Source organism: Marinobacterium sp. xm-a-127, assembly GCF_013283425.1.
In the GTDB taxonomy this organism is placed as follows: Bacteria; Pseudomonadota; Gammaproteobacteria; order Pseudomonadales; family Balneatricaceae; genus Marinobacterium_E.
In genome coordinates, this window is sequence record NZ_WBYH01000001.1 from 670,547 (window position 1) to 683,612 (window position 13,066).

At 48.4% G+C, this 13,066-nt stretch carries 14 protein-coding genes; 7 read left to right on the forward strand and 7 right to left on the reverse strand.

Translation table 11 applies throughout. From position 1 onward, the window contains the following. Positions 1-168 precede the first annotated feature (168 nt). Positions 169-1,383, forward strand: coding sequence for an ammonium transporter (locus XMA127_RS03285; RefSeq protein WP_173483283.1), 1,215 nt, complete (start codon positions 169-171; stop codon positions 1,381-1,383). 351 nt (positions 1,384-1,734) lie between these two features. Here the strand turns inward: XMA127_RS03285 and XMA127_RS03290 are convergent, their stop codons facing one another. Further along, positions 1,735-2,217, reverse strand: a complete 483-nt coding sequence (locus XMA127_RS03290) for a peptidylprolyl isomerase (RefSeq protein WP_173483634.1) — start codon at positions 2,215-2,217, stop codon at positions 1,735-1,737. A 317-nt stretch (positions 2,218-2,534) separates the two neighbouring features. Here XMA127_RS03290 and XMA127_RS03295 point away from each other — a divergent pair, with 317 nt between their 5' ends. From XMA127_RS03295 to XMA127_RS03310, 4 genes are read left to right on the forward strand one after another with little or no spacing between them, the layout of a single operon-like run. Next, positions 2,535-3,098, forward strand: coding sequence for a glutathione peroxidase (locus tag XMA127_RS03295; protein ID WP_173483633.1), 564 nt, complete (start codon positions 2,535-2,537; stop codon positions 3,096-3,098). A gap of 7 nt (positions 3,099-3,105) precedes the next feature. Beyond that, positions 3,106-4,095, forward strand: a complete 990-nt coding sequence (locus XMA127_RS03300; protein WP_173483632.1) for an NAD(P)/FAD-dependent oxidoreductase — start codon at positions 3,106-3,108, stop codon at positions 4,093-4,095. 26 nt (positions 4,096-4,121) lie between these two features. Then, on the forward strand, positions 4,122-4,808 hold the full coding sequence (locus XMA127_RS03305) for a M48 family metallopeptidase (RefSeq protein WP_173480589.1): 687 nt from the start codon (positions 4,122-4,124) through the stop codon (positions 4,806-4,808). Positions 4,809-4,852: 44 nt separating this feature from the next. After that, complete coding sequence (locus XMA127_RS03310) at positions 4,853-5,056, forward strand: hypothetical protein (RefSeq protein ID WP_173480590.1); 204 nt, start codon at positions 4,853-4,855, stop codon at positions 5,054-5,056. Here the strand turns inward: XMA127_RS03310 and XMA127_RS11925 are convergent. Next, complete coding sequence (locus XMA127_RS11925; protein WP_256368146.1) at positions 5,053-5,187, reverse strand: hypothetical protein; 135 nt, start codon at positions 5,185-5,187, stop codon at positions 5,053-5,055. The genes XMA127_RS03310 and XMA127_RS11925 overlap by 4 nt on opposite strands. A gap of 25 nt (positions 5,188-5,212) precedes the next feature. Continuing rightward, positions 5,213-5,788: a TIGR04211 family SH3 domain-containing protein gene (locus XMA127_RS03315; RefSeq protein ID WP_173480591.1), complete on the reverse strand. Its 576-nt coding sequence runs from the start codon at positions 5,786-5,788 to the stop codon at positions 5,213-5,215. A gap of 104 nt (positions 5,789-5,892) precedes the next feature. On the opposite strand from XMA127_RS03315, the gene XMA127_RS03320 reads away from it, so the two are divergent. After that, positions 5,893-6,705 carry a mechanosensitive ion channel family protein gene (locus XMA127_RS03320; protein ID WP_173480592.1) on the forward strand — a complete coding sequence of 271 codons (813 nt, stop codon included), beginning with the start codon at positions 5,893-5,895 and terminating at the stop codon, positions 6,703-6,705. 30 nt (positions 6,706-6,735) lie between these two features. Here XMA127_RS03320 and XMA127_RS03325 read toward each other — a convergent pair whose 3' ends face one another. From XMA127_RS03325 to mqo, 3 genes are all read right to left on the reverse strand, one after another. After that, positions 6,736-8,895, reverse strand: coding sequence for a hypothetical protein (locus tag XMA127_RS03325; protein WP_371731497.1), 2,160 nt, complete (start codon positions 8,893-8,895; stop codon positions 6,736-6,738). Between the two features lie 2 nt (positions 8,896-8,897). Next, positions 8,898-9,203: a membrane protein insertion efficiency factor YidD gene (gene yidD / locus XMA127_RS03330; protein ID WP_371731412.1), complete on the reverse strand. Its 306-nt coding sequence runs from the start codon at positions 9,201-9,203 to the stop codon at positions 8,898-8,900. Positions 9,204-9,281: 78 nt separating this feature from the next. Next, a complete protein-coding gene (mqo, locus tag XMA127_RS03335; RefSeq protein ID WP_173480594.1) occupies positions 9,282-10,784 on the reverse strand; it encodes a malate dehydrogenase (quinone) in 1,503 nt (500 codons plus the stop codon). Between the two features lie 284 nt (positions 10,785-11,068). On the opposite strand from mqo, the gene XMA127_RS03340 reads away from it, so the two are divergent. Then, positions 11,069-11,608 (forward strand): pyridoxamine 5'-phosphate oxidase family protein, encoded by a 540-nt coding sequence (locus XMA127_RS03340; protein ID WP_173480595.1) that lies wholly within the window; start codon positions 11,069-11,071, stop codon positions 11,606-11,608. A 10-nt stretch (positions 11,609-11,618) separates the two neighbouring features. On the opposite strand, the gene XMA127_RS03345 is transcribed toward XMA127_RS03340, so the two are convergent. Next, complete coding sequence (locus XMA127_RS03345; RefSeq protein ID WP_173480596.1) at positions 11,619-13,007, reverse strand: PhoH family protein; 1,389 nt, start codon at positions 13,005-13,007, stop codon at positions 11,619-11,621. Positions 13,008-13,066 lie beyond the last annotated feature (59 nt).

The window sequence follows — 13,066 nt, forward strand, 5'->3', positions numbered from 1 at the left end:
TGAGTGATTAGTTTTTAAGTTATTGAAAGTAGATAGAAAAAACATTTTATCTTTTTTTATTAAGCCGTCTAAAACTCATCGCATAGTCATTAAATGCACCAAAAGTGTGCATGAAATATAGAGCTGCACCCTATATGTGCATTTCTAAGCAATTTGAGGAGATTAAGGGTGGAAACGATCAACAGTGCCGTTGAAACACTGGTACAAAGTTCCAATACACTATTCATTTTGATGGGTGCCATCATGGTATTCGCGATGCATGCTGGCTTCGCATTCCTTGAGGTAGGTACTGTCCGTCATAAAAACCAGGTCAACGCACTGGTTAAGATCATGACCGACTTCGGTTTCTCTGCAGTGGTCTACTTCTTTGTTGGCTACTGGATTGCCTACGACGTCACCTTCTTTGCCGATGCAGCCACTTTAGCGGAAGGTAACGGCTATGAGTTGGTGAAATTCTTCTTCCTAATGACCTTTGCGGCAGCGATTCCTGCAATTATCTCGGGTGGTGTGGCTGAGCGTGCTCGCTTCTACCCAATGCTTATCGCAGCTGCACTCTGTGTGGGTCTAGTCTACCCGTTCTTCGAGGGCATCATCTGGAACGGTAACTACGGTTTCCAGGGCTGGCTTGAAGAGACCTTTGGTGCAGGCTTCCACGACTTCGCTGGTTCTGTCGTAGTCCACGGTGTCGGTGGTTGGATCGGCCTAGCGGCTGTTTTGGTTCTAGGTTCACGTAAAGGTCGTTACCGTAACGATCGTGTTGTGGCGTTCCCACCATCAAACATTCCATTCCTCGCTCTAGGTGCATGGATCCTATGTATCGGTTGGTTCGGCTTCAACGTGATGTCGGCTCAAACACTGGACGGTATCTCTGGTCTGGTTGCAGTCAACAGCTTGATGGCAATGGTCGGCGGCATCATCGTTGCGACCCTTCTTGGTAAGAACGACCCAGGCTTCATTCACAACGGTCCGCTTGCGGGTCTTGTTGCGATCTGTGCTGGTTCTGACGTTCTACACCCAATTGGCTCGCTGTTTGTAGGTGGTATTGCCGGTGCACTATTTGTTTGGCTGTTCACACTGGCTCAGAATAAGTGGAAGATCGATGACGTACTGGGTGTATGGCCTCTACACGGTCTATGTGGCGCCTGGGGTGGTATTGCAGCAGGTATCTTCGGTAGCGAAGCACTAGGCGGTCTTGGTGGCGTAAGCCTAGGTGCTCAGGTTGTGGGTACTCTTGCAGGTATCGCAGTGGCCTTGATCGGTGGCTTCCTGGTTTACGGTATTGTGAATGCAGTAGCGGGCATCCGTCTGGATGAAGAGGACGAGTTCCGTGGTGCGGATCTAAGTATTCACCGTATCGAAGCCACTTCGGATGATCGCAAATAAGCGATTGATCCCGTTGCTCTAGGGAACCTGCGAATAAGTCCATGGCATCTCAGGCTTACAGTCGAATTCATCATCAAGGCGTGGTTTCGAAGACCTAGCGGGCTAAGTCAAGAAAGCGCAACACAGAGGGTGGATTTGACTGTAAGCCCCCAAGGGCGTGGCCTGCAATATGCATCTACGGCGTTGCTCCTCTTGCTAAGGGCTACGGCCATTAGCGGCGAGAAGCGCCTTGTATCTGCACATTTCAGGTCTCGCTGAGATACTATGGACTTGTTCGCAGGTTCCCTTGCAACAATCACAAAAAAGCCGAGTTATTTAACTCGGCTTTTTTAATGTTAGATCGATGGTGGATTAGTGGTGGTGACCGCCAGCTCCATGAACATGACCGTGCTCAACTTCTTCAGCGGTTGCTTCACGTACTTCAACCACTTCAACATCAAAGTTGAGCGTTTCACCAGCAAGCTGGTGGTTGCCATCAAGAGTGATCTGGTCGCCTTCAACTTTAACAACGGTTACAGGCTGCTCCCCCCAAGGTGTTTGAGCCATAAACTGCATGCCAACATCGATATCATCAACGCCTTGGAACGCGCTGCGATCAACTTCTTGGATCAATTCATCACGAATCTCGCCATAGCCTTCAGCCGGTTCAACGGTAACCTGAAGTGCATCACCAACCGCTTTACCAGTTAGGGCGTTTTCTAGACCGGGAATGATGTTTTGAGCACCTTGTAGGTAGACAAGAGGATCCTGTCCTACAGAGCTATCAATCGTCTCGCCCAAAGCATTGGTAAGAGTGTAGTGAATAGAGACAACAGTTTTGTCAGCGATTTTCATCTTTCTCTCCTTATATTGGAGATGCAGACCATTAGTGAATCGCAGTGCTCCGTGAATGTAGGCGACTATGCTAACAAACTACAAGGGCAGGTTGTAGGGTAAATCACCGATGACTAAGAGCCGATGACAGGCTGAAGCCAGTCACGGTTACTCCGTAGATAGTTCAAAGCACCGGTGACAGTAATTTGCTCCTGCAATTACCGCATACAGCACATCCGTGTACTTAACAGGTTTCAACCTGTCATCCTCTGTATCGGTCATCCGAAACCTCTATCTGAGCGTAAATATTGAAGTAAAAATCAACACCGAGGCGCACAATGAAGCTTATGAAAATATTAACCCTACTGGCAGCCGTTTTTGGCTTTAAAATAGCCTCAGCTGATACTTGCACTAACGTGCTGAATCATACCGTTCGTGAGCTAGCCGGTGAAAAAGAGGTCAACCTCTGCGAAGAGTACAAAGACAAAGTGGTCTTGATCGTCAATACAGCCAGTAAGTGTGGTTTTACCGGGCAGTATGAAGGTCTTGAAGCGATGCATGCTAAGTACAAAGACCAAGGCTTTGCAGTGTTAGGTTTCCCTAGCGGTGATTTCGCCAACCAGGAGTATCGTGAGGAGGGGCAGATCAGAGAGTTTTGTCGTTTAACTTACGGTGTTAAGTTCCCGATGTTTGAGAAGTCTGTGGTTCGTGGTGATCAAGCAAGCCCTCTATGGGCGGATTTGATTGCTGCAACAGGAACCGCCCCGAAATGGAATTTCTACAAGTACTTGATTGGCCGTGATGGTAAAGTCATTGATGTCTACTCAAGTGTCACGTCACCCGAAAACAGAGGCTTCATTAATACCGTTGAAAAAGCCATTGCAGTAGAGCCCAATTCATAGGAAGAATATGCCAAGGATAGCCATTATCGGCGCTGGTTTAGCCGGCGCTACACTCGCCAATAGACTGACCTCTTCAGGTTTTACTGTTGATCTATTTGAAAAATCACGAGGAACGGGTGGGCGTTTAGCCTCTACTCGCGTTGGTCAACTCTCTGCTGACTTGGGTGCACCCTATCTAGATGGCTGTTCCAGCGAGTTTGAGCGTTTCTTAAATGCCTATGCCGAAACCGGTGTGATTGAGACCTGGAGCACCACGCGCTCGAATTTTAGCCTCACACAACATGAGTCCGTTGAGTACAAGATTGGCGCGGGTCGTAACAGTCTGTTTACTCGTGAACTACTCAAAGGCACTACGCTTCACACTGAAACCCGTATAGGTGTCGTGTGGAGTGATAAGCAGGGTGTACTCATTCGAGATGATCAAGGTGAACTGATCGACTATTTTGATGCGGTAGTTGTTGCCGCCCCCGCGCCACAGGCGGTGCCTCTTCTGGAAACCTCACCACGCTTTGCTCATCGAGCTGAGCAAGCAGCAACTTCAGCCAATTGGATTGCACTGTTTCAGTTAGAGAAGCGACCCTCGCGTTTAGACGGAGTTTCTGTGATTGAGGGAGAGCATCCTGAGTTCTACCGTATCGTGGTCGAGAGTGACAAACCCGGCCGAGAGGGTCTATTGGTTCGAGTTGAAATGCGTGAATCTTGGAGCGAAGCACACATTGATGATGATCGAGAGCTTCTTCTGAAAAAAATAGAGGGGTTATTGTCTGATTGGCTGGGCGAATCGATAGAGCCCAGCGCCTCAAAAATTCACCGTTGGCTCTACAGTCGAACTCTGCAGAGTGCTCAATTAACGGAACCTCTGTGGGATGCTGAGCTTTCGATTGGCGCCTGTGGAGACTGGATTAATGAGCCCGGTTTGGCAGGAGCTTGGAAGAGTGCCAATGAATTGGCCGATGTCATTATTGACTCTTATAGTACAAGCGGTAGTCTGTCCTAACACCCGCATAGTTAAGATGGCACAGATTGATTGAGTTCGAATATACCCTAGAGCGATCCAGTAGACGTCGAACTCTGTCGATTCAAATCGACAGGGGTAGAGTCGTTGTCAAAGCACCACTATTCATTAGTGAGGCTGATATTCAGCAATGGGTTCTGAGCAAACAGGCCTGGGTCACTCCTAGGCTAGTACAACAGCAGAAAGCATTGAGTAAGCACTCCATTGATCTGCATTCAGAGACTCTGGTCGTTAATGGCATCAACTACCAACTTGAGAAGGTCTCTCAATTAACACCCGAAGAGAAAACAATCTGTCACACTGGCCGTTCCGTCAGGGTTAAAGTCAATGCGCGCTCAACAGATCAGTCAATCAGACGACAGCTTCAATCTTCACTAAAGGGGGCTGCCCAACAGCAGTTAATTGCACGTTCTGAGCAGTTATCGAGTTTCACTGGTCTAAAGCCCTCATCCGTCAATATAGGCAGCTATACGAGTAAATGGGGGCAGTGTTCCAGTCGCGGTGAGATCACGCTTAACTGGCGATTGATACACCTTTCACACACTCTGCAGGACTATGTGATCATTCACGAACTCTGTCATTTGAAAGAGATGAACCACAGTCCACGCTTTTGGGCCCTGGTTAGCCGCTTCTTTCCAGACTATCAGTTGGCCAAACAAGAGATAAAAGATCGCTTCGCCTACTTAAACTGGTAGAGGTAAGTTGTTAGACTGGCGTGACTGTTTATTAGAGGTGTACGGTGCAATCGTTTCTATTTTCGACTGAAGATGATCGTGGTGGTGTGATTTTGTGTGATATCGACACCCTTGAAGAGGTCGTACCTTACCTTCAAGCACGATTCAAAGGTGTTATTCGTGTCGAGCAGGGGCGTCGTGCATGGACCATTGAAAATGGGATCGCAGACTTTACGCCACGTCCCATTACCGATGAAGACTTAGCTTAGCGGCGACGCTTTTTCTGGCTGCGCTCTTCGATACGAATCGGCTGCAGAACAGGCTTTTTAGACTGAATATTTGTGCTGATGATGTACAGTGCTGCAGCAATACACAGAGCGCCTAGAATAACCATTTCCATACTCACTTCTCTCTGTTTTTGTTAATTAAAACCACTCATCCTGTCTCTTCTTACGACGAGGAAGGTGGGGAAGGATCAATCCAACGATCAAACCTGCTAAGGCGATCAGTCCGCCATGCGTTAACCAGCGCATTAGGTTTGATTGATCCATATTAGCGACTTGAAACTCAAGTTCGCGAATCCGTTTATCTTTGATGACAAGCTCTGTGGTCGAGTCAGTCGCTTCATCGCGGTAGCTTGCCAACTCTGTTTCGAGTTGGGCGATTTGATCGTTTTTCTTTGCCAAATCTTCACTAAGCGACGCTAGCTGCTGTTTTAGATCCGGTAGCTCAGTCTGCAGAACTGTCAGTTTGCTTTGTCCCTCTGCTAAGTAGCGAGTGAGAACATAACCCTCTTTGCCATCGGCCAGTTTGATCTTGGTGTAATCTTTGCCGCGCTCTAACAGAGTCACGGGATCGCCACTGCGAACTCTAGAGACGATGCGGTATTCGTAAGAGGGGCCGCTGTGCATGAAGAGCTGAACATCATCGGCGATATGGTAATCAGCCGCATAGAGGTGGCTTGACATTAGAAGAGCAAATAGAGAAAAAACTGAACGCATAGCTGGGAAACTGCTTTACCTAGGTTATAGTGTAGATATGGGGGTGATTTTATCACTATCAACCTTACCCGCAGCTTAAATTTAGCCTTTTTGGACGTTTAACTATGCCTGATTTGCAATCTCTTATGGATACCTACTTAGTCCCATGGTCTATCAATATCGCCACGGCTTTGGCCATCTTTGTGGTGGGTCGTTGGTTAGTCAAATTTGCAACCCGACTGCTTGAGAGAGGGCTGCACCGTACATCAATGGACAATATGCTGGTCAACTTTGTCCGCTCCGTCATCAGCATTCTGTTGACGCTGCTGGTTATCGTTGCCGCGCTGGGTCAATTGGGTGTTGATACCACCTCATTGATCGCTCTGGTCGGTGCCGCAGGTTTGGCAATCGGTCTGGCACTGCAGGACTCGTTGAAAAACTTTGCTGCGGGTGTCTTGCTGATCTTCTTCCGCCCATTCAAAGAGGGTGACTTTGTCGAAGTGGCTGGCATATCCGGCGTAGCTGAAGAGATCACGATTTTTAATACGGTGATGCGTACCGGAGATAACCGCGAAGTGATTGTGCCAAATGGTTCGATCTATTCAGGGATCATCACGAACTACAACCGTAGACCGACACGTCGTATCGATATGATCTTTGGTATCAGTTATGACGATGATCTGCGTAAAGCAAAACAGATCTTAACAGAGGTTGTGACGGCCGATAGTCGAGTCTTGGAGGATCCTGCCCCTAAAATTGCGGTATCAGAATTGGCCGATAGCAGCGTTAATTTCATTGTGCGCCCATGGGTTAAAACCGAAGACTATTGGGAGGTCCGTTGGGCACTGACCGAAGAGATTAAAGTGCGTTTTGATGCGGAAGGCATCTCTATTCCTTACCCGCAAATGGATGTTCATCTCAAAAAAGAGGAGGCCTAAAGCCTCCTCTGATTCTTTACTCTGCGGGTACTAACTCTCATCAGTTGAGAGCCCCAATCGTGCTTTCAGTGTCTGGTTTTCATGGGTTAGCTTCTGTATCTCTAAGCGATGCCCATGAATCACTTCGTACTGACGATCAACCTTCTCCTCTAACACCTTGTTCGCATTTTTTAGCTTAGCGAGCTCGTTGTTAAGCTGTTCGTTATTATCTTGCAGCGACTCAAACAGAGGACTGTTTTCGGTTTCTGAACTGCTCAATTTTAATTCGCTGGCAATGTGAGAGAAGAGCGCTTTTAGATCGGCGGATTCTCGGTCGGAGTAGCGAATAGACTCTTCAATTGCTGAATGTGCACCTGCTGCGCCAATAGAGCCGGCTAATCGTTGCTCGAGTAGTCGATGAAACTCCATCAATTCGACAATGGTGAAATGAGTGCGAGCACCTAGCTGGAGGTCCGTCAAAATGCTGCCAAGTACCTGATCCGCCGCATCACTGCTTAGAAAACGGTTGAGAAGAAGCTCAGCCTCTTGGGTTTTCGGCTCACGCTCAATATAGGCTTCAAGCCCAGTGGGGCGGGCATTGCGATATCGGTCCGTTAACATCTCGTTAGTGGCGTTAAACAGCTCTTCTGTCTGAGCTCTCTCAACCTTACGAGGCTTGTAGAGTTTACTGCCAACCACATACAGCGTGATGTTAAACAAGAGTGACCAGAATACGCCGTGGGCGAGTGGGGGTAAAAATTCCAGTCCAAACAGTGCATTAGGACGCAGCCATGAGTGGCCAAACAGTCCATTCGTCATAACACTGGCATCGATCCAGCCCTCACCAACCATAGGCGGTAGCACTAAGGTGAAGCCCCAGAGAATAAAGCCAGACAATAAGCCCAGTGCTGCGCCTAAACTATTCCCTTTACGCCAAAATAGACCGATTAACCCAGCGGGTGCTAACTGCAGAACTGCCGCGAACGAGATTAAACCCAATGCAACTAACAAGTAAGGTGCATCGAGTTGGTTGGCAAACAGATGGGCAATTAACGCAATGCCTAGAATGAGTATCCAGCGCAGATGGAGCAGTGAGGCGCCTAAATTGAGATCCGGTTTAAAACGACGCCAGATGGGAATCACCAAGTGGTTTGATGTCATCGTCGCTAGGGTAATTAGGGTAACGATGACCATACCCGTGGCGGCGGCGAATCCGCCTAGGTAACCCACCAGGGCCATCACCTCACTATTAGCGAGCTTAGGTATCAATAGAACGAACTGATCACCAGAGCTTTTTGGAAGCCCGAGCAACAGCCCGGCCAGTGCGATAGGAATAACAAATAGGTTGATGCCAAGCGTGTAGATAGGAAAGAGCGTCAGGGCGCTCTTGATGTGTGTCGTACCCGGATTTTCAACGACCGTGACATGAAACTGTCTTGGCAGCATCAGGATGGCGGCTGCGCCTAGTATGATTAGGGCAACCCAGGTTAAGAAACTGTCCGATCCACCAAAGCTGTAAACCGACTGTAAGTTGGCCTGCTCCGCTTGCTTGAGGAGATCGTCAAACCCATCAAACAGACCAAAGGTGACAAACAGACCCAGGGCAATGAAGGCAAACAACTTTACCAGACACTCGGCGGCTAACACGGCAATAATGCCCTGGTGACGTTCAGTCGGATCAATTTTTCGGGCACCGAAAAGAATCGTAATAAACGCGAGCGTCAGTGTGATGATGGCAGCCGACCAGCTACCTTGGGTTGCTGAGTCGTTGGTCAGTACATCAAACGCACTATTGATCGCACGCAACTGAAGAACGATGTAAGGCAGCAGCCCTAGAATCGCAATGATGGTCACCAGAGCGGCAATGCGCTGAGAGCGTCTGTAACGCGTTGATATGAAATCGGCAATGGACGTTAAACGAAAACTCTCTTTGGCCAGAACCATTTTTTTGATCGCTTTGGCACCAAAGAGTAGACCTAAAATGGCACCGATATAGATGGCAAAGAACTGGAGTCCGTTCTCGAGCGCGAATCCAACGCTGCCATAGAAGGTCCAAGAGGTAAAAAAGACCGCTAATGAGAGGGCGTAGATGGGTCCCTGGAAGCTAAGACCAGACTGTTTCCTTACCTTACGCTCAACAAAAATCGCTAATGCAAACAGAAGAGCCATGTAGAGCAGAGCAATGCCTGTAAGGCTGGCAGTAGAAAACACGATCAGTGCTCCTTGTTCTCAGGGTGTGAACAGCCGCAGCTTTGTTCGGCAAGTTCTTGTTGATAACTGCTCTCAAGCTCACTGCCTGGAACCGGATCTATCCCACCATCAGACCCTGGATGGCAGCGTCCAATGCGTTTTAAACCGAGCAGTGTGCCTTTGAGGGGGCCGTACAGTTGAATCGCTTCGATCATATAGCTAGAGCAGGTTGGGTAGAATCGACAGCGCGGACCCAGTACAGGACTGATGAACAGTTGATAGAACCGAACCGTCAGTACGAGAAGATGTTCAAAAAAATGTTTAACCACACCGGACTCCTTATTGACGCAATGGTAGTCCTTTAACGCCAATAAACCAATCCGGTGGGGTCCCAGAAATAGAAAGAGTTAGGCCGCTTGAGAGGCCTTTTTCTCATCCAGTTGTAGTGTCTCAAGCGTTTTAGCCCGCACCGTGCGAAGAAGATCGCTATTGGTCGCCAATGATTCACCGTAGGATGGAATCATCTGTTTTAGCTTCTCGGACCAGTTCGACTTCTGCATGCGCTCAGCAAAGCACTCTTCGATGATCGAGATCATCGTGCTGGTTGCCGTTGATGCACCCGGTGATGCGCCCAATAGTGCCGCTATCGAACCATCAGCTGCAGAGATCACCTCTGTACCGAACTCTAGCTTACCCTTGGTTTCATTGCCCGGTTTGATGATTTGGACACGCTGACCGGCGTAAGAGAGTTCCCAATCGTTCTCTTCAGCATCTGGGAAGAAGTTGCGAAGTGACTCTACACGTGAACCGTGCGTCTGCATTACTTCACTGATTAGATATTTGGTCAGATCCATGTTGTTGCGGGCAACTGACATCATTGGCATCAAGTTGTCTGGGCTCAATGACATCGGCAGATCCATCAACGAGCCATTTTTTAGGAACTTAGTAGTGAACCCTGCAAAAGGACCGAACAGCAGTGCTTTTTCACCATTGATAACACGGGTATCCAAGTGGGGTACTGACATGGGTGGCGCACCAATGGGGGCCATGCCGTATACCTTGGCTTGGTGACGCTCGATGACCTCTTTGTTCTTACAGATCAACCACTGACCACTAACTGGGAAGCCGCCGTACCCTTCACCTTCAGGGATGCCAGATTTTTGCAACAGAGGTAGAGCTCCACCACCGGCACCGAGGAAGACAAACTTCGCACGGACTTTGTAGGTGTCTGGCTTAGCAGAGTGTTTCAGTTTGACGCACCAACGGCCATCCTCTTCCTGTTTAAGATCTTGGACTGTTGACGACAGTTTGAGTTCGAAGTTGCCACTAACTTCAAGGAAATTGACCATGAAGCGCGCAAGTTCACCAAAGTTAACGTCCGATCCATATCGCACGCGAGTAGCAGCAATCGGCTGGTTATCTTCGCGGTTTTGCATCACTAGAGGCATCCACTCGCGAATTTGCTCAGGATCTTCGCTGTACTCCATCGCCTCAAAAAGAGGGTGCTGTGAAAGTGCTTGGTGGCGCTTACGAAGGAAATCGACGTTATCTTCACCCCAGACAAAACTGCAGTGGGGCGTTGTGTTGATGAACTTCTTAGGATGAGGAAGCGCACCTTTATTCACAAGGTATGACCAAAACTGCAAGCTGATCTCAAAACATTCGTTAATTGAGAAAGCTTTGCTGCAGTTAATTGAGCCGTCAGCCTGGCGAGGGGTGTAATTCAACTCACAATAGGCTGCGTGCCCAGTACCCGCGTTATTAAGACCATCGGTGCTTTCGCTAGCCACGTGGTTGAGACGTTCGACCATCATCATTTTCAGATTAGGGTCCAGCTCCTGGAGCATAACGGCAAGCGTCGTACTCATCGCTCCTGCGCCAACTAACAATACATCTACTTCTGAATCCATAACTCGACTACCATCTGTGTGTTGAACAAATGTGCCTTACGACTCAATCTCCTATAAGCTTTTGGCAAATAGGCCTTGGAAGTGAGGCGGTGGGTAACAGATAAATGTGTCACCCATATTTCAGTGGTGCCAATTATATTGCGCCGCATCATGGTTTCTAGTCTCTATCGCCTAACTGTTTTGTTATACAGCTATGACAGATAACTATAAGCCACGTAGTTACTGGACTTCGGCGAAATGGACGGTTTTTCAAGATAGACCAATGTCTCAGATGGATGTATCCAATGATCGACTTAAAAAGTCTAAAACCCCTTGAATTGTGGGGATTTGTTGAAGATGCGCTGGTGGAAAAAGGGCACCCTTGGAGGGTGTTTACTCTCTCTACAGTGGATGATGCTGGTCGACCGCAATCACGCTCTGTTGTCTTAAGAGAGATCGAATCGAATAACTGGCTTTTGCGTTTCTATAGTGACTCCCGATCACCAAAAATTTTGCAGCTGCAACATAATCCAAATGTCTCACTCTGCTTCTGGAATCCACAGTTAAAACAGCAGTTACGAGCTGAAGGGTTAGCGACGTTAATGAGTGACAAGGAAGCCATTGATGAACGTTGGGATAGGGTCAAAGAGGGGCCGACGGTTGCGGACTACACGACCAAGTTACCACCGGGTTCAGAAATTGATCCACTGGTGGAATTTGTCGAACAGAACTGGTTCTGTGTGGTGGAGATTAAGATCAGCTCGTTTGATCTTCTGCAGCTAAATCGCGAGGGTCATCAAAGAGTGGCCGTGACCCCAGATGGAGTCACAGCACTGGTACCCTAAAACGGGATGTTTAGAGATGCTCTTCGGCGTATTCGGCCAGTTTAGAGCGGAAGATTCCCTCAAAGTGAACGCTGGCAGAGCCCTCATAGTCTCTAAAGCGTTCAACAATGTAAGTTAAGCCTGAAGTGAGTGCGGTTAGGTAGTTTGAATCAATCTGGGCCAAGTTTCCTAGGCAGACCATCTTGGTGTTTTTACCACAGCGAGTCAGGATCGTTTTCATCTGTTGCGGCGTTAGGTTTTGGGCTTCATCAATCAAAACAATGGCGTTCTGAATGCTTCGCCCACGTATGAAGTTGAGAGACTTGAACTGAATGTTAGCCTTCTCAATCGCATACTTAACACTGCTTTGCGGGCGTTCGTCCTGTTCGTGCATCGCTTCTAAGTTATCGTTAATCGCACTCATCCATGGAGTCATCTTCTCCTCTTCGGTGCCTGGTAAAAAGCCGATATCTTCAGCGACCGGTGGCGTCGAGCGAGTGACAATAATTTTATTGTAGCGACGCTGTTCAATAACCAACTCCAGAGCACTGGCTAGGGCAACCAAGGTTTTACCCGAACCGGCGGACCCAAGCAGAACGGCTAGATCAATATTAGGATCCAGCATCGCTTCCATGGCAAAGGCTTGTTGAATATTGATGGGTGAAATGCCCCAGCAGTTTTGCTGCATCAGGTTTTGGTAGCCCAGATCCTGAAGGATGACCTTGTCACCTTCGACACGGCTGGTTTTAGCGGCAAAATCCTGCGAGTCGTCCCAAATATATTCATTAGGGTAGGTCTCTGGCAGCACCTCGCGGTCTACTCTGTGACAGGTGTGCTCGTTTTCGTGATAGCTTTCAACGGAATCAACCCCCTCCCAAAAAGGGGTCTCTAAATGAAGATGGCCCGCAGGGAGTAGATCGATGTCCGAGACGAGCTGGTCGGTACGGTAATCCTCAACGCGTTTTAAGCCAGCTCCCATCGCCTTAAGACGCATATTCAAATCTTTAGTGACCAGAATCACCTGGCGCTTAGGAAGCACTCGCTGTAAGTGAAGGGCGCAGTTAATGATTCGGTTGTCTTTATTGTGGTCTGCTGGCAAGAACCCTTTGTCATGAGCCAGTTCATGATCAGGGTAGATGGAGAGCTTACCAAATACGATCTCGCGCTCTTTACCATCCAATAAAATCTGCACACCGTCTAGAATCTCTGAAGGGTCTTTGGCGTTGCTCAGAATTTTATCAATTTCGCGAATCGCAGCACGCGCTTCTGCCGCTACGTTCTTCTTCCGATCTTTGATGTCGTCGAGCTCTTCAAGCACGGTCATCGGAATGGCAATATCTTGCTCTTTAAATTCGACAAGACACTTGGGGTCGTGCAACAGCACGTTGGTATCAAGGATATAAAGCTTGGATGCGCTCATTGGCGGTTCCTTCTGCAGCAGAGAGGGATCGATGAAAAACTCACCGATAACTTTAAACT

What these genes read in the sequence shown, in the direction of transcription:
- XMA127_RS03290 (WP_173483634.1), bottom strand. Translation starts at nt 2,217, where the DNA reads ATGAAAATCGCTGACAAAACTGTTGTCTCTATTCACTACACTCTTACC.
- XMA127_RS03295 (WP_173483633.1), top strand. Translation starts at nt 2,535, where the DNA reads ATGAAGCTTATGAAAATATTAACCCTACTGGCAGCCGTTTTTGGCTTT.
- XMA127_RS03300 (WP_173483632.1), top strand. Translation starts at nt 3,106, where the DNA reads ATGCCAAGGATAGCCATTATCGGCGCTGGTTTAGCCGGCGCTACACTC.
- XMA127_RS11925 (WP_256368146.1), bottom strand. Translation starts at nt 5,187, where the DNA reads ATGGAAATGGTTATTCTAGGCGCTCTGTGTATTGCTGCAGCACTGTAC.
- XMA127_RS03315 (WP_173480591.1), bottom strand. Translation starts at nt 5,788, where the DNA reads ATGCGTTCAGTTTTTTCTCTATTTGCTCTTCTAATGTCAAGCCACCTC.
- XMA127_RS03320 (WP_173480592.1), top strand. Translation starts at nt 5,893, where the DNA reads ATGCCTGATTTGCAATCTCTTATGGATACCTACTTAGTCCCATGGTCT.
- mqo (WP_173480594.1), bottom strand. Translation starts at nt 10,784, where the DNA reads ATGGATTCAGAAGTAGATGTATTGTTAGTTGGCGCAGGAGCGATGAGT.
- XMA127_RS03340 (WP_173480595.1), top strand. Translation starts at nt 11,069, where the DNA reads ATGATCGACTTAAAAAGTCTAAAACCCCTTGAATTGTGGGGATTTGTT.
- XMA127_RS03345 (WP_173480596.1), bottom strand. Translation starts at nt 13,007, where the DNA reads ATGAGCGCATCCAAGCTTTATATCCTTGATACCAACGTGCTGTTGCAC.